The organism is Roseovarius aestuariivivens, from assembly GCF_004761875.1.
Taxonomy (GTDB): domain Bacteria; phylum Pseudomonadota; class Alphaproteobacteria; order Rhodobacterales; family Rhodobacteraceae; genus Roseovarius; species Roseovarius aestuariivivens.
Genome location: NZ_SJEY01000001.1, coordinates 651,718 through 667,675, shown reverse-complemented (window position 1 = coordinate 667,675; position 15,958 = coordinate 651,718). Strand labels below are relative to the sequence as shown.

14 protein-coding genes and 1 riboswitch are annotated in these 15,958 nt (G+C 65.3%); of the genes, 7 read left to right on the top strand and 7 right to left on the bottom strand.

Features of this window, described 5'->3' with window-relative positions; translation table 11 throughout:
• Window positions 1-91: 91 nt before the first annotated feature.
• Window positions 92-2,269 (bottom strand): SLC26A/SulP transporter family protein, encoded by a 2,178-nt coding sequence (locus EZV60_RS03255; protein WP_167853447.1) that lies wholly within the window; start codon window positions 2,267-2,269, stop codon window positions 92-94.
• A gap of 450 nt (window positions 2,270-2,719) precedes the next feature.
• Here EZV60_RS03255 and EZV60_RS19285 point away from each other — a divergent pair, with 450 nt between their 5' ends.
• Window positions 2,720-3,574: a VPLPA-CTERM sorting domain-containing protein gene (locus EZV60_RS19285; RefSeq protein WP_245306182.1), complete on the top strand. Its 855-nt coding sequence runs from the start codon at window positions 2,720-2,722 to the stop codon at window positions 3,572-3,574.
• A gap of 53 nt (window positions 3,575-3,627) precedes the next feature.
• Here EZV60_RS19285 and EZV60_RS03245 read toward each other — a convergent pair whose 3' ends face one another.
• The 5 genes from EZV60_RS03245 to EZV60_RS03225 all read right to left on the bottom strand — a co-directional run bounded on the left by EZV60_RS03245 (window position 3,628) and on the right by EZV60_RS03225 (window position 8,126).
• Window positions 3,628-4,161 (bottom strand): hypothetical protein, encoded by a 534-nt coding sequence (locus tag EZV60_RS03245; protein ID WP_135502067.1) that lies wholly within the window; start codon window positions 4,159-4,161, stop codon window positions 3,628-3,630.
• Window positions 4,162-4,374: 213 nt separating this feature from the next.
• Window positions 4,375-5,718 carry a serine hydrolase domain-containing protein gene (locus EZV60_RS03240; RefSeq protein WP_135502065.1) on the bottom strand — a complete coding sequence of 448 codons (1,344 nt, stop codon included), beginning with the start codon at window positions 5,716-5,718 and terminating at the stop codon, window positions 4,375-4,377.
• A complete protein-coding gene (locus EZV60_RS03235; RefSeq protein WP_245306181.1) occupies window positions 5,699-7,210 on the bottom strand; it encodes an alginate export family protein in 1,512 nt (503 codons plus the stop codon). Before EZV60_RS03235 ends, EZV60_RS03240 begins: the two co-directional genes overlap by 20 nt.
• A 152-nt stretch (window positions 7,211-7,362) precedes the next feature.
• Window positions 7,363-7,824, bottom strand: a complete 462-nt coding sequence (locus EZV60_RS03230; protein WP_135502063.1) for a c-type cytochrome — start codon at window positions 7,822-7,824, stop codon at window positions 7,363-7,365.
• On the bottom strand, window positions 7,821-8,126 hold the full coding sequence (locus EZV60_RS03225; protein WP_135502061.1) for a hypothetical protein: 306 nt from the start codon (window positions 8,124-8,126) through the stop codon (window positions 7,821-7,823). The genes EZV60_RS03230 and EZV60_RS03225 overlap by 4 nt, the downstream gene beginning before the upstream one ends.
• A 242-nt stretch (window positions 8,127-8,368) precedes the next feature.
• Here EZV60_RS03225 and EZV60_RS03220 point away from each other — a divergent pair, with 242 nt between their 5' ends.
• Together EZV60_RS03220 and EZV60_RS03215 are read left to right on the top strand one after the other, a co-directional pair.
• Entirely contained in the window at window positions 8,369-9,364 is a 996-nt protein-coding gene (locus tag EZV60_RS03220; protein WP_135502059.1) for a TAXI family TRAP transporter solute-binding subunit, read from the top strand.
• 96 nt (window positions 9,365-9,460) lie between these two features.
• Window positions 9,461-11,728: a TRAP transporter permease gene (locus EZV60_RS03215; protein ID WP_245306180.1), complete on the top strand. Its 2,268-nt coding sequence runs from the start codon at window positions 9,461-9,463 to the stop codon at window positions 11,726-11,728.
• 36 nt (window positions 11,729-11,764) lie between these two features.
• Here the strand turns inward: EZV60_RS03215 and EZV60_RS03210 are convergent, their stop codons facing one another.
• Window positions 11,765-12,769, bottom strand: a complete 1,005-nt coding sequence (locus EZV60_RS03210; protein WP_425353550.1) for a serine hydrolase domain-containing protein — start codon at window positions 12,767-12,769, stop codon at window positions 11,765-11,767.
• Between the two features lie 135 nt (window positions 12,770-12,904).
• Between EZV60_RS03210 and EZV60_RS03205 the strand changes: the two genes are divergently transcribed.
• The 4 genes from EZV60_RS03205 to thiS all read left to right on the top strand — a co-directional run bounded on the left by EZV60_RS03205 (window position 12,905) and on the right by thiS (window position 15,957).
• A complete protein-coding gene (locus EZV60_RS03205; RefSeq protein WP_135502057.1) occupies window positions 12,905-13,798 on the top strand; it encodes an alpha/beta fold hydrolase in 894 nt (297 codons plus the stop codon).
• 30 nt (window positions 13,799-13,828) lie between these two features.
• Window positions 13,829-13,932, top strand: a riboswitch (TPP riboswitch).
• Between the two features lie 58 nt (window positions 13,933-13,990).
• A complete protein-coding gene (thiD, locus tag EZV60_RS03200) occupies window positions 13,991-14,797 on the top strand; it encodes a bifunctional hydroxymethylpyrimidine kinase/phosphomethylpyrimidine kinase (protein ID WP_135502055.1) in 807 nt (268 codons plus the stop codon).
• Window positions 14,790-15,770: an FAD-dependent oxidoreductase gene (locus tag EZV60_RS03195; protein WP_135502053.1), complete on the top strand. Its 981-nt coding sequence runs from the start codon at window positions 14,790-14,792 to the stop codon at window positions 15,768-15,770. Before thiD ends, EZV60_RS03195 begins: the two co-directional genes overlap by 8 nt.
• A complete protein-coding gene (gene thiS / locus EZV60_RS03190) occupies window positions 15,760-15,957 on the top strand; it encodes a sulfur carrier protein ThiS (protein WP_135502051.1) in 198 nt (65 codons plus the stop codon). Before EZV60_RS03195 ends, thiS begins: the two co-directional genes overlap by 11 nt.
• Window position 15,958: the final 1 nt, after the last annotated feature.

Sequence of the window (15,958 nt, the reverse complement as noted above, 5' to 3'; positions counted from 1 at the left end):
GGATACGTGCCGGGCCGCTTGCATCACAACCCGCGCTTGCCGACCAATTCCCCCTGCCCCAAGCGCACGCCGCGGCCTTCCGCATCCGCTCTCACCGCGGGCCAAGCCCATGATCGCTCAATTGATCGGTCAGCCGGATCAACCGCCTCGCAAGGCATTCTCCGCAGGCCTTGTGGAACTCCATCAGGTGATCCGAGCGGGATTTGCCCAACTGCCGCAGGTCAATATGCACAAGGTTGCTGACGGTTTCGGCGACCACCAAGGCCGAATGCCGCACACCCGTGTAATAGCCAAGCTCGCCAATCAGGGCCCCGGCCCTGAGTTTTGCGACGGTTTTCAGGCGACCGTCCTTTGCTGGAACCTCTGAGCGCAGCTTGCCGCTGCAGACGACGAAAATGCTGTCGGATCCATTCGCACTGACCGGAAATTCCTGCCCTTCGGACAGGGCGACACGGTGGATGACGTCCGGTCTGTCGGCGTATTCCTCCTCCAGACCGTGCACAAGCTCCAGAATGCGGGGCCTGTAGGCCCGTTCCGAACCGAACGCTTCCGTCAACAACCTGTCTTCCACGCGTTCCAGTTCCGCGTTGAGCGATCCGTTGATGCGCGGCTGCTCATGGCGGGGCACGACCTCGCGGATCTGGCGCTCCAGATCGGTCGAAATCGAACAAAAGGTGATTTCCACGCCGGCGGACCGGCACAGCCTCACCATTTCGATCAGGGACGCCGACGCCGCCGCGTCCAAACCCGTCACGCGCCGGAAGTCGAGGATAAGATAGCGAATTTCGGATTCCGACTTTATCTCGGCCCGCACCAGGCTGGCCACTTTGTCCACCGTGCCGAAGAACAGAAACCCCGACAGGTCCAGAACGATATAGGCATGTCCGACCGCCTTGAGATGCGCCAGCTCCTCCTCGGATCGCTCGACCCAGGAATGGCGTTGCGCGAGGCTGGAGCGCAGGCGCACAACATCCGTTCTGGCGTAGGTGACCACAAAGATCAAAGCCGCCGATAGCGTGCCCAGCGCGATCGCCTCGAGAAAGCCGAACGTGGCCGTTACAAACACGATCATGAGCACGATGACGTACTCGTAGGACGACATCCGCTTCCGGCTGGTCAAAAGCCAGCTGCCCAACAGGTCAAAGCCAAGGTAGCACACGATCATGGCCATGAGACCCGCCGGGGCATAGGCAAGATAGGCCGTTCCGGCATAGGCCGCCCCCGCGCAGGCAAAAGCCGCCACAAGGCCGGGGACATGTCCGCCAAGGCCCATCCGCCGGGCAAGGATGGATTCGCCCAAAATAGTGTATCCGGGCAGACCACCCAGCGGCGCCGCCACAAGGTTCACAAGCCCGGTGGCGCGCATGTCGCGCTCGGTATCCGTGGTTTCCCGAACGACGACCGCGAAACCTGTGGTGTTCAAAAGCGAACCAAGCAGGGCAAGCCCGGTGACGGCGCCAAGCGTCGGCGCCGCCGCTAGGATCTCGGCCCACTCGATCTTCGCAAGGAATGTGGCATCGAAAACGCGGCCAGTGTCCGTTTCGTCAAACGGCCCCAGAAGCATGTCGCGCGCCAGCGCGGTCTCGATCGAGATACCGTTCAGCGCAAGGGCCGAATAGAACGTCAAAGCGGCAAGGACGAGAACAACAGGCAGCGTGAAATCACCCGGAAACCACTTGGTTATCAGCGCCAGCGCGAGACCCGCCGCCACCCATGGCAACCAACGCGACAGCGGAACGCTTTTAAGCACTTCGGCAAGGTTGAACGCCGTGACGCTTTCCCGCGTGGCGATGCTCAGACCGCCGATCACCAGAAGGTAGCCGGTTGCGGCGAGAAACCCGGCGATCACGGGATAGGGCGCATAGCGCACCAAGGCCCCTAGGCGCAGCACGCCGGCCAGAAAGGCGCTTGCTCCGACCATGAGACACGCCACCGCAAGCAAGGCCAGGATCGTCGGGAAAAGCGCGTCGGGCGTGATGGATTTCGACGAAGCGATACCGATGGCCGCCGACCCGAGAACCACGGCGGTTGCGTCCTGCGGATTGGCAATCGATCCGCGGACCGAATAGGTAAGCGCCCCGATGACCGACATGAGCGCGGCCGCGAACAGGATCAGACTCGCACCCGTGCCCAGATACATCGCAAGCGGCCCGGTGTAGACCAGCGCCGCAAAGGACAAGGTCAGCGTGACCGCCATCGTGCCGATCACGACGCTTCCGATAACAAATTGAAACGCACGGAACGCAAAAATCGGCGTGGATTTAGTCATCTTGGGCAGAGGCGCCTCAAACATCATTATATTGTTCACCGAAGAGGTGTCACCGCCCGCACAGGCGACCGTTTGGAAAAATGAAAATGCGCGCCAAGCCTGTCGTCTTAAAAAGACACTATGGAAAGCTCCCCGAAAAAAACGTCAGGGGAAATTTATGAAAACATGTGATGGCAACAGCGCAATAAACTACAACACTCCTTTTACGTTAAGCTGGGCGACAGCGCCTTCACAAGGATTTTTTCATAAATTTTCTAAGACGTTGACCCAAGCTGGGCGATCTTGCAGCTAAAGCGGGAGACGCGAAAAAGACGTTGCCGGTTAGAGAGTATCTGACAGGCTCCACAGACCCGGCGCGGCGACCGCAGACCACGCCCGGCAGCTTCGGTTGAATTCCAAGCATCGCCCGCTATGGTCCTAGGTTCATATCCAGGGGAGATAGTTAAACTCATGAAACTTTGTAAAACCAAGGCGCTCAAAGCCGCCTGCGCTCTGAGCCTTGTCGTTACGATTGCCCAGCCGGCAGTGGCCGCGTCTGTCTCTAACAATGTGATCTTCGGATCCGGCAATGCCAATGGCGACTTCACCGTCGACACCGGCACCTACGGAGATCCGGCCGTGTTGGGAAGCAACCTTCCGGTGGCCGAACTCGGCGTGCGCGCCAAACTGCGCTTCGACCAGAACAATCAGCCGCAGAACACGTTCAATTACGACGGGGTCGACACCTATACCTTCGACGCAGGCCTGCCGCCGTCCGGCTTTGGCTTTGCGCCGGGCAGCACCGGCACCGCCATTTGGAATTTCGAGTGGAGCATCGGCAGCGACTCCCAGTTCTTGGGGCTGCCCGCCAAGGATTTGACCTCGCTCAATGCCCTCACCTACATGCTGCGGCTCGACGGCGATCCGACCGCGGGGACGAATTTCCTTGAATTCGATCCGATCAATCTGCCCTTCGCCGATCATGCTCTTGGCGATACGACAACCGCGGCCGGGGCGGGCACCGTCGCCGCCGACGCGGCCGAATACGCCAACCTGCTGAGCGTCAGTTCGCTGGCGCAGAACTCTTGGAACTACGAGTTCTTCAATAATGCCGGAACCCCGCTCGAATTCTTCGACGCCCGGACGCCCGGGTCCTACCGGATCGAGCTGGAAGCGTTCTATCAGGGCAACAGCATCGCCAGCACCGGCATCAACGTGAATGTCGTGCCGCCAAGCACGATCCCCCTGCCCGCGGCAGGTTGGATGCTGATCGCCGGGCTGGGCGGGCTGGCCTTGCTCCGCCGGCGTCAGACCAAGACCGCATAGATCCTCTCCGGACCCCACGGGATGCGGCCCGGTATCGGCCGCTTCCCGCCTCTTCAGGCGATCAGATCCGCCCCGCCTTCAAAAACGAAGATCAGCTCATCAACCAACCCGTCCCCGGATGCCGGCGTGTTGTCCGACGGCTCCAGCGACGTCGTGAAAAAGCTGCACTTCTGGATCGCCTCGGCGCCGGTCCTGTCTATGACACCGTCCGCATTGTCATCGCAGAAATAGCAGCCTTCGGCGGTCGTAGTTCCATCCTCGTTTGGGGTGAACACGAACTCGCCCTCGACCATTTTCGAGATTTCGATGACCTTCGAGAGGGCCCAGATCGCCGCATTGTCCTTGGCCGGCTCTGCGGCGGATTGGGCGGGCGTGTCGCCGTACCATGGCATGCCGAAAAGCGAAAACACCTGTCCCGGGCTCGACACGTCCTCGAACCGAAGCGTCAGGCCAGACAGGTCGTCGTCAAGATTGCCGTCTATGTGCAGCGTCACGTCGAACGTCGCAGGGCCAGTCTCGCCTAGACTGATCGGGGTGGTGGCACTTAAACTGTAGGATAATACTTCAATGGGCTCGGACACTCTCATCGCAAAACCTCCTGAATGAAGACACGGGCGAAATGACGTCGGATATAATGCTTGGCCGCCATGGTGCCGCGTTCCGGCCTTTCTGACAACGAGTTTCGACAGCGCGCGTTTCCCGCGATGCGGGCAAGACGACGCCGCCGCAAAGCGCGCGCGCCCGCGCGTTGACGTCTATTTTCAGACCTCGGCGGGCGCGCCGGTCACGCGCGCCTCATGTCATTCCCGCGTCATCAGAAAGTCCGCGACAGCCTGATAGGCGGGCAACGACGTGGGGTCGATGAACCCGTTCTGCGCGCGCGGGAAAGAGGCCAGCCGCACCAGCACCATCTGGGCCGTCGGATCGACATAGATCGTCTGCCCGTGCACGCCGCGCGCCGCATAGGCCCCGTGATCGTTGTGCAGAACCCACCACTGGCTGGTATAGCTGCCGGCGCCGAAGGTCGGAAAGCCGTCGCCGAACTTGTCACGGTCCCCGCCCGCGCGGATCTTCGCCACGACCTCCGCCGGGAACAGGCGCTGGCCGTTCAGCACGCCCTCGTTCAGCATCGCCTGCCCCAGCCGCCCAAGATCGCGCAGGCCTGCGGTAATCCCGCCACCCGCGAACGGCACTCCCTTGCCGTCGACCGTCTGATAGGCGTCCTGCTCGGCCCCCATCCGGCGCCAGAGCCGCTCCGAGGCCAGCTCGGTCACCGCCTTGCCCGTGACCCGGCTGATGATCCAGCCCAGCATGTCGGAATTGATGGTCTTGTAGTGGAACTCATCGCCGTGATTGCCGTCTGGAGCGACCTGTTGCAGGTATTCCCAGTAGCCATCCGGGCCGTCGTAGCCTTCGGGCTTTGGCAGCGGGCTGGCGGCGCGCGAATAAAGCCAGATATCGGCGTTCGGGTCCGAATAATCCTCAGAGTATTTGACACCCGTGGTCATATCCATGACCTGCCGGACGGTCGCCGTCGCAAAGGCGCTATCGCCGATCTCGGGAATGATGTCGCGCACAAGCGCCGTGTCGTCCAGCGCGCCCTCAACCACCAGGATCTCGGCCAGAAGGCCGGTGACGGACTTGGTCATCGACATGATCGCGTGCTTGCCGTCTTCCTCAAGACAGCCGAAATACCGCTCATAGACGACCTCACCCTTGTGCAGGATCAGCATGCCGTCGGTGTAGTTGGCATAGAGCGACTCTTTCCAAGTCATCTCCGCGTCGCTCTTCTGCGGCGTGAAGGTGACCGCGTCGATCTCGGCGCGCAGGTCGGCAAAGTCGGACGGTGACGGATAGCTCAAGGGCACCGGCGCGCCAAGGCCGCGGCTGATCTCCTCGGTCGGCAGGAATTCCCGCAGGTGACAGACCGACCAGCGCAGCCTTGGAAAGCTGAAATAGACGCTGTCGGGCTGGGTGATCATCTTGTCTTCGGGCGGCGGAAACCCCTGCATCCAGCCCATCACGCGCGAGTCGGACTCCTGCGCCGACAAGGGCGTGGATTGTGCCTGCGCGCCGGTCGGCAGGCCCAGGGTCAAAGCAACGCCGGCGGCCAGCGCGACAAGGCTAGAAGTTGACGACGACATTGATGAATCCTCCTGTCCAAGGGTCTGCGCTCCGGCCGATGACCGTGTCGATCGCCTGTCCGGGAAAGGACACCGACAGACCGGCGGTCAGGAACGTATTGCGATTGATGATGCGGCTGTATTCGACGAACAGATCGTCGGCGAGATGGGCCGTGGTCACACCGGCCACGACATTCCCGTTCACATCGACACGGGTCGCCTGGCCGAATTGTACGGGGCTGTTCAATTCATTCGCCCGGATATGCGCATAGCGCAGCGTCCAGGTGTCCTGCCGCGTGGGCTGCACGCGCAGCGCCAGCGTCAGCGCGTTCACGTTGGAATTGATGAAGGTCGAGGCCGACTTCGACCCCGTCGCCCAGGCGCTCGGGCTGCCCTGATAGTAAAGCGGATCGAACCTCTCCAGCGTGGTCGTGTTCGGATCGTCCCCGGAAAATGTCTGGTACCCCATGGTCAGGTTCGGCGACCACGGCAGTCGGGCGAAGGTATACCCGGCGGTCACGCGCCCGGCCCATGCCTCCAGGTCGATCCGGTCGTTCCACTGATAGGCGACATCACCGGTGAAGACCCAGTTCTCCAGCGCCCCCGCGAACGGGGGCGTTTTCGCGTAAAGGCCCAGCGTCCTGGTGTCCTGCCGCGCCCCGGGCGTCACGGTGGGCGGGCCGATCCCGCCCCGCGCCGCCTGCGGATAGGGCGAATTGGAGTTGACGACATCGACATAGGTCGCGCCCAGATAGCCGCCGCGAGGGTCGTCATACCGCAGATCGACACCTGCGAGTGCATTCTGTCCGTCCGTGGATGGCAACTCGTTCGGATCGAGGTAAAAGGCCGTCCCCGTGACGCTCTGCGAGGATATCCGCCCGATCGCGGCCACCTCCCACGCCTTGCGCGGCCCGAATTTCAGCGCGCCGCGCTCGAACCCGCTGGTGGCCCCGTTGGCGATCAGCATGCCGGTGCCCAGCGTCAGTTCGCGCGGCCCAAGCGACAGGTCGTATGAGAGGCCGTCGCCCAGATCACCTCGTACGGCGAAATACGCCTCTTCAAGCGTCATCGCCCCGTTATCGCCCGTGTCGAACGCGTCCCTGCCCCAGGTATAGGACGCCACGGCAGAAAGCTTTCCGTAAACCACCGCGCCCTGCCCAGTCTGCCACTCGAAGCTGAGACCGGGCTTTATGTAGCCTTCCAGCCAGTCCGTGTCGGGGTCGAACCTGCTCGCGGGCGCGGTCGTGGCGGCCAGATCCCAAAAGAGATTATCTTCGCTCACCGCGTTCAAGCCGACCTGAAGATGCCCGCGGACCTTCAGACCATGGGAGTCGTGAAAGAGCATCGGATCGCGGTCCTGCGCGGTCGCACTCACCGGAAACGCCATTGCAACGCTCAGGGCAAGTGCGGGCGCAAACGGGCGTGCCGGGACCACGCCTGCCTGTCCGATATCCTGTGCCATTTCGACGACGATCTCACGCACGTCCTGCCCCTCAAAATCGGTCGCGATCATGGCGCGCGCGCCATGTCCGCGGGTGGTCCTGAAACGGCGAAGCACTCGGAACATGCGGAACCGCTGTCACAAGACACCGGAACGATCTGATTCATCAAGGTTTTTTTGATCCGCTACCGTATCCCGGGCAGGTCAAACCGCCCGGCGCGGTCTCAGGGCACGTAGCGTACGGGCCTCGGCGATTGCAGGCTTTCAAGATACTCCGCCAGCGCGACAAGGCGAGCGGGCGTGGGGCGTTCCACGCCGTTTCCGCTGTCGAACGCCACCGTCGGCCCCTCGGTCAGCGCATCGATCACGGGCATGTCCGCGCGCGGCCTGCGCGCCATGGCATAGCCGTCGAGGATCGACATGACCTCCAGCATCGGCCAGACGCCCCCTCGCCGCTGGGCGATCTTCGTCAGGTCCGCCGGGGCGGTGGCCAACCCCGCCGCGACCGGTCCGCCGCCATGGCCATCCGCGCCATGACAGGCCGCGCAATGCTCCGCGAAAAGCGCGGCTCCGGCCGCGCGCGACACGTCCGGCTCGGGCGTTGCAAGACACCCCGACACCGCAAAGGCGAGCGGAAGAAGGCCCAGCCTGCCTGCGCGCCGGGTCCAGGGCGCGGCAACGCTCATGCGCTGCCGTCGCGCGGGGCAGGCAGGCACAGGATCATGGTGCGCCGGGCCTCCATCTGCGCCTTGGCCTCGCGGAATTTCGCCCGCGCCGCGGCCAGTTGCAGCAGCGCGCGCTGCCGTTTCTCATAGATCCGCCGCAGCGGCGACCGCGGGCTGCCCATCGTGCCGCGATAGGGCCGGCTTTCGTCGGGAAACCAGGCGCGCGCGGCGCTGCTGGCGCGGCTCCAGCCCAGGTCGGCCTCCAGATAACGCTTGTAGGTCACCAGAAGCAGCCGGCGCTTTCGGGTCAATTCGTGGTTCATGACAGGGTCCTCCCACTGCCATGATAGCAGATTCGATATGCCGCGTGCACTCCCGCCGCGACACCGGTTCCTGCTTCCTGCTTGCACCTGCGGATTATTTGTTGCCTTATTTCCAAACGAGTACACTTTCGATTACGCGCGGCGGGATCCGTGGTTTCACGGGTCCTGTTCGGTTTGCTGCAGGGTTTACTTTCCCGGGGGCGGGCCGTAGCCGCGACGGTCGAAAACATAAGGGAGAGACCATGACCAAGACACTTCTGAAAGCCGTGGCACTCGGCGCGACCCTCACCGCAGGCGCGGCCTTCGCCGGGGGGCACGAGGATCGCACCGGCTGGCCCGAAAGCTTCACCGTGGGCACCGCCTCGCAGGGCGGCACCTACTTCGCCTACGGCTCCGGCTGGGCCAACCTTGTCGCCGAAGAGCTGGGCCTGACCGGCGGCGGCGAAGTCACCGGCGGCCCGATGCAGAACATGGCGCTGGTGCATACCGGCGAAGCTCAGTTCGGCATGACCACGATGGGCCCGGCGGCAGAATCGCTCGAGGGCACCAACCCGATCGCGCCCGGCCTGCAGATGACCAATGCCTGCGCTATGTTCCCGATGTACCAGACCCCGTTCAGCGTCACGGCGCTGTCCTCGTCCGGCATCACCTCGATCGCGGAAATTCCGGCGGGCGCACGCATCGGCTTCGGCCCGGCGGGGTCGACCTCGGACACGTATTTCCCGCGCATGATGGAAACGCTCGGCGTCGACTTCGAGCGCCGCAACGGCGGCTGGGGCGACCTCGGCGGCCAGTTGCAGGACGGCCTTCTTGACGTGATCGCCTTCGCAGCCGGCGTGCCGGTTCCGGCGGTCAGCCAGCTTGAGGTGCAGACCGACGTGAACATCATCGAGTTCACCGAAGAAGAGCAGGCCAAGATCCTCGACGCGTTCCCAGTGGCCGAGTTCGAGATCGCGGCAGACACCTACACCACGCTCGAAGCGCCCGCGCGCTCGGTGTCGATGTGGAACTTCGCCATCGCCAATTGCGAACTGCCCGCCAGCTTCGTCAAGGCGGTCGTGGACGTGGTGATGTCGGATAACGAGCGCATGGTGAACATCCACCGCGCCGCCCGGTCCACCCTGCCCGAGAACTGGGACAAGAACAAAGTCATGATGTGGCACCCCGGTGCCGCAGAGTGGTTCAAGGAAAACGCCGGAGCCGATATTCCCGACGACATGATCCACTCGGCGATGTAATCGTCTATACATGTACACGACTCGCGCCGCGCCCTTGACGGGGCGCGGCGCAGCTACATCGGCGCCGACGCGCCGGCATCCCGGGGGAGATACGACGTGTCAGACGAGAAAACTGAGATCACGGAAGCCGTCCTCGCAGACGGCGTGGACCAGGAACCGGTAGAACCAAACCGGCGGCAGTTTTCCGGCCTGATGGCCCAGTTCGCCGCCGTCTTCGCCATTCTCTACGCGGGCTTCCACATGGCCGCGCTCAACGGCGTCTCCCTGTCCGAATACACCGGCATCGAACTGCCGTTCCTGCCGCAATTCCCTCTGGAAACCTGGAATTTTCGCATCGTGCACATCGCCGGCGCGCTCGTGCTCGGCTTCCTGATGTTCTCCGCGCACCGCGTCGACAGTGACACGGACGTGCGCGAAACCCGCGGCCTGACGCTGGCGGGCTACGTGCTCCTCGTGCCGGTCGCCGTGGCCTTCTGGACGGTGCTGCAATTCATGCTGCGCCTCAATGGCGGCGAGTTGCCCGAGATGGGCGGACTCGTCACATGGCCCGCTTTCCCGGGCACCGAAATCTACGCGCAGGAACTTTGGTGGTTTGGCACGCCGCTGCTGATCGCCACCTTTGGCGCCATCGTTCTAAGCTGGTTCGAGCGGCGCGGCCCCGGCGCCATGGCCTCCTCCGACGTGGTGATGGCGCTCTGCGGCGTTCTTGTGGCGCTCTACCTCATTCCGATCTATTCCACCGCCGCGCGCAACTCCGTCGGCACCTCCTTCGTGCCGATCGGCGTGGCCTTCGCCGCCACGGCGGGCACCGCGCTCATCCTGGAACTGACCCGCCGGGTGGCGGGCCTCGCGCTGGTGATCATCGCCGCGGTTTTCCTCGTCTATACCTTCACCGCGCATCTTCTGCCCGGTGTGCTGGCGGTGCAAAGCGCCTATACGTGGCAGCGCTTCTTCGGCCATGTCTATTCTGACGCGGGCATCCTTGGCCCGACCACGGCGGTAAGCTCGACCTATATCATCCTCTTCATCATCTTCGCGGCCTTCCTGCAGGCCTCGAAGGTGGGCGATTACTTCGTCAACTTCGCTTTCGCCGCCGCCGGGCGCGCGCGCGGCGGCCCGGCCAAGGTGGCGATCTTCGCCTCGGGTCTCATGGGCATGATCAACGGCACGAGCGCCGGCAACGTTGTGGCGACCGGCTCGCTCACCATCCCGCTGATGAAAAAGGTCGGCTACAAAAGCCAGACCGCCGGCGCGATCGAGGCCGCCGCGTCGACCGGCGGGCAAATCATGCCGCCGATCATGGGCGCGGGCGCCTTCATCATGGCCGAGATCACCGGCATCCCCTATACCGAGATCGCCTTCGCCGCGATCATCCCGGCGGTGCTCTACTTCGTCTCGATCTATTTCATGGTCGATTTCGAGGCCGCGAAACTGGGCATGCGCGGGATGCGCGAGGACGAGCTTCCCAAGCTCAAGGAGATGGTCAAGCGCGTCTATCTCTTCGTGCCGATCGTCATCCTGATCGCGGCGCTCTTCATGGGCTATTCGGTGATCCGCGCGGGCACGCTCGCCACCGTCTCCGCCGCCGTGGTCAGCTGGCTCACGCCGGTGCGCATGGGACCGCGCGCCATTCTCAAGGCGCTGGAACTCGCGGGGCTCATGTCGATCCAGATCATCGCGGTCTGCGCGGCGGCGGGCATCATCGTCGGCGTCATCAGCCTCACCGGCGTCGGCGCACGCTTCTCGGCGCTGCTCCTGAACCTCGCCGGCCTCAGCCAGCTTCTGGCGCTGCTTTTCGCCATGTGTATCGCGATACTTCTGGGCATGGGCATGCCCACCACGGCGGCCTACGCGGTGGCCGCTTCGGTGGTCGCGCCCGGCCTGATCGAGATCGGCATCCCGCAACTGACGGCGCATTTCTTCGTCTTCTATTTCGCCGTGGTCTCCGCCATCACGCCACCTGTGGCACTTGCGTCCTATGCTGCGGCGGGAATCTCGGGGGCGAATCCGATGTCGACCTCGGTTGCCTCCTTCAAGATCGGCATCGCGGCCTTCATCGTGCCCTTCATGTTCTTCTACAACAGCGCGCTCTTGATGGATGGCGGCGTGTTCGAGGTGCTGCGCGCGGGCGCGACGGCCATCTTCGGCGTCTTCATGCTCAGCGCCGGCGTTCAGGGCTGGTTCCTGGGCGGGCGCACCGCATGGTTCCTGCGCGCCGGTCTCATCGTGGCGGCGCTCTTCATGATCGAAGGCGGGATCGTGACCGACCTCATCGGCATCGGCGCGGCGGTGGCGGTCTTCCTCATACAGCGGATCGTGGCGCCCTCGCCCGACGCGCCGATCGACGTGCGCGGCATGGACTGACACAGCGCCGCGCGGATGCGTGCGTGACCCCGGACTTTAGCCGAGGTCGCGCACCGGCCCGTCGAGCAGGCGCATAATCTGCCCGAAATATCCCGCAGAGCGGGCCGGGCGCGTGGGATCCGACGTGATCGCCACCGCGAGGCCGCGCGCGCGATGCGCCGCGATCACCTGCCCGCCATACCCCCGCGCCAGCGCATAGCCCGACCGAGTCAGAAACCAGCCATACCCGTAGGACATCCCGGAAAAAGGCGAACGCGCCCGCGCTTCGAGCGATGCGCGCATCCAGTCGCGCGGGATCACCTGCCGTCCGTCATAGGCGCCTTCATCGCGCAGCAGCACCGCCAGTTTCAGCATGTCCCGCGGGCGCAGCGCCATCTGGTTGCCGCCAAGGTAATAGCCCTGCGGATCGCGCGTCCAGGGCGGGATCTCGATGCCCATCGGCTGCCCGAGCCGCGCACGCATCTGCCCCAGCAGCGTCTCACCCGTGGCCTCGGTCAGCGCCGCGCCCAGCACATGCGTACTGCCCGTGGAATAAAGCATCCGTCCCCCCGGCTCGGCCACCATCGGGCGGCGCAGCGCGTCGGCGATCCAGTTGGCCGAGGCGATCCACGCCCCGTAATTGCCGCCCGAGGTCCGCTCCAGCCCGGCGCGCAGCGTCACGAGATCCTCCATCGTGACCCCGCCCACACCCTCGGTGGCGTCCGCCGGGATCAGCCCGGGCGCCACATCGCCCAGCCGTGCCGCCACGCCCGCGATCTCGCCGCGGTCGATTGCGACGCCCAGCATCAAGGCGACAAGGCTCTTGGAACAGGACTTGATATTGGCCAGCCGGTTCAGCCCCGGCCCCCTCGGGGCCTCGGCCAGGATCACCTCGTCGCCGCGCCGGATCTGGATCGAATGCAATTGGTCGGTCTCGGACAGGAAGGCGCGGATCTCGTCCAGCACCGCATCCATCGCGCGCACCATCCCCGGCGCGGCCAAGGCGGCCCCGCCAAGGCAAAGCCCCGCCTGTCGTCTGGTGAAACGGTGGGCCTCGGTCATCGCGTTTTCTCCGCATCGAACATGCTGGCAAATCTAGACCCTGCCCTGCGAAATACGACCCCCGCCCAACGGCTTCGTGATCGACGCCGGGCCCCGGCCCGGCTATAGCACGCCCGACCGCACCGGAGCCTGCACATGACCGACACGCCCCAGCCGCAAGAGATCCACGTCACCATCGACGGCCTGCGCTATGCCGGCCTGGCCTGGGGGCCAGTGGACGGCCTGCCGGTGCTGGCGCTCCATGGCTGGCTCGACCACGCGGGCAGCTTCGCCGCCCTCGCGCCGCATCTGACCGGCTGCCGCACCGTGGCGCTCGATCTGTCGGGCCAGGGCCGCAGCGCCCATCGCTCGCCCGACGCCAGCTACAATCTCTGGGACGACCTGCCCCAGATCGCGGGCATCCTCGACGCACTGGGCTGGGACAGCTGCGTGCTTCTGGGCCATTCGCGCGGCGCCAATATCGGCACGCTGTTCGCCGCCGCCCAGCCGCACCGGGTTCGCGCGCTCGTCGCCCTCGACAGCCTCGTCCCGGTGCCCACACCCCCCGAGGCGGTGGTCGATACCCTGCGCGGCTTTATCGAGGACACGCGCAAACAGGCGGGCAAATCCCCGCGCCGCTACACGTCGCCGGAAGACTACGTGACCCGCCGCACCGGACGGCGCAACAGCGCCGCCACCGCCCGCGCGCTCGCCCGCCGCGCGCTCCGCGAAGACGCGGACGGCTTCAGGCTGCGCGCCGACCGCCGTCTTTTCGCAAGCTCCGCAGTCAAGTTCAGCCAGTCCCAGATCGAGGCGCTTCTCAAGGCGCTCACCATGCCGGTTCTCAACATCTGGGCCACGGACGGCATCCGGGCCGAGGCACCCTGGGCCGACACGGCCATCGCCCGCGCGGCCCAGCTGATACCCGACTACCAGACGCGCGAGATCGATGGCGATCACCACGTCCATCTCGACCCCGACAGCGCCGGGCGGATCGCGGACCTCATCCTCGTCTTCCTTCACGAAAAGATCGGCCACACCCCGGATTGACCCCGCCCCGGCAGCCTGTTAGCCATGGCGCAACTTCCGTTGGGGTGCCCCGTCAAAGGGGCTGAGAGGCGCCACGCCAACCCATCGAACCTGATCCGGGTCGCACCGGCGTAGGGAACGGAAAGCACGGCTCTCGCCGCTACCCCGTTTCCCGCCGGATACCCGACCCGCCCGACAACGCGGAGGCGTGACATGGTGGCCAAGGCTTTGACAATTGCCGGATCCGACAGCGGCGGCGGCGCGGGCATTCAGGCCGATCTCAAGACCTTCTCCGCGCTCGGCGTCTACGGCGCCAGCGTGCTGACCGCGATCACCGCGCAGAACACCCGCGCCGTGACCGGCGTTGCGGCCATCGCCCCTGACATGATCCGCGCCCAGATCGACGCGGTGCTCTCGGATATCGAGATCAATGCCATCAAGATCGGCATGCTGGGCGACGTGGCGACGATCGAAGCCGTCGCAAACGCCCTCGCGGACTGGGCCGGCCCTCTGGTGCTCGATCCGGTCATGGTCGCCAAATCCGGCGACCCGCTTCTGGCCGCCGACGCTGTCGCGGCGCTCTCCGAGCACCTCCTGCCCCGCGCCACGCTGCTCACCCCCAACCTGCCCGAGGCCGCGCGCCTTCTGAACGCCGAGACCGCCCGCACCGCGGAGGAGATGGCCGATCAGGGCCGCGCCCTGCGCGCATCGGGTGCGCAGGCGGTGCTGATGAAGGGCGGCCATGCCGACGGCCCGGTCTGTACCGATCTTCTGGTGACGGCGGATGGTACCGCCAGCTTCTCCGCGCCCCGGATCGACACCGGAAATACGCACGGCACAGGCTGTACGCTCTCTTCTGCGATCGCCGCCGGCCTTGCGCGTGGTCTCGCCCTGCCCGACGCGGTGGCCAAGGCGCATGCCTATCTCCACGCCGCCATCAAGGCCGCCGATACGCTGCACGTCGGTCACGGGCACGGCCCGGTGCATCACTTCCACGCGCTCTGGCCCGCCGATGGCTGATGTTACCATTCTCGGCGCGGGCGTCGCGGGCCTCTGGGCCGCGCGCGCCTGCCTTGCGCAGGGCATGATCCCGCGCCTTGTCGACCGAGCTGGCGCGCCCGGGCCGCACGGATGCTCGTGGTGGGCCGGCGGCATGCTCGCGCCCGACTGCGAAGGCGCTGTCGCCGAAGAGCCTGTCATCCGACACGGAAGAGACGCCGCAGCCGCCTGGGCAGAGGTCACGCAGGTCACGCATCGCGGCTCGCTCGTTCTCGCCCCCGCCCGCGACCGCGCCGACCTCACGGCCTTCGCACGCCGCACGTCTGGCCATGAGACGCTCGACCGCGCCAACCTCAAATCGCTGGAACCCGACCTCGCCGGCACCCACGACGCCGCGCTCTTCTTCGCGGCCGAAGCCCATCTCGACCCGCGTCAGGCCCTGGCCGATCTGACGGCCAGCCTCGCAGCCCAAGGCGTCGAGATCGAGCAAACCGAGCTCGACCCCGCCGACATCCCCGGCCCCCTTCTCGACTGTCGCGGCTTCACCGCCCACAAAGCCCTCCCTTCCCTGCGCCCGGTCCGGGGCGAGATGGTCGTGCTGCGCTCCAACGAGATTACCCTCACCCGCCCCATCCGCCTCCTGCACACGCGCCATCCGCTCTACGTCGTCCCGCGTGCGGGCGGCCTCTTCATGCTGGGTGCGACGCAAATCGAAAGCGGTCACAAAGCCCCCATCACCGCCCGCGCCGCCCTTGAACTCATGTCGACCGCCTACGCGCTAGACCCGCGCTTTGCCGAGGCCGAGATCGTGGAAATGGGCGCCGATCTGCGACCCGCCTTTCCCGACAACGTGCCGCGCGTGGTGCAGCGCGGCCAGACCCTGCATCTCAACGGCCTTTTCCGGCACGGCTACCTCATGGCCCCCGCGCTGGCCAAACAGGCCGCCGCTTTCCTTGCCACCGGCGAAAAAGGAGACCTCTTCGATGAAGATTGACGTGAACGGCGAAAAACACGACATCGCCGCCAGCACCGTGGCCGAGGCGCTCGACCTGCTCGGCTGGGGCGAGATGCGCGTCGCCACCGCGCTCAACGGTGCCTTCGTGCCTGCCGCCACCCGCGCCACCACCCAGCTCAGCGATGGTGATCAGCTCGAAGTCCTCACCGCCATGCAGGGGGGCTGAT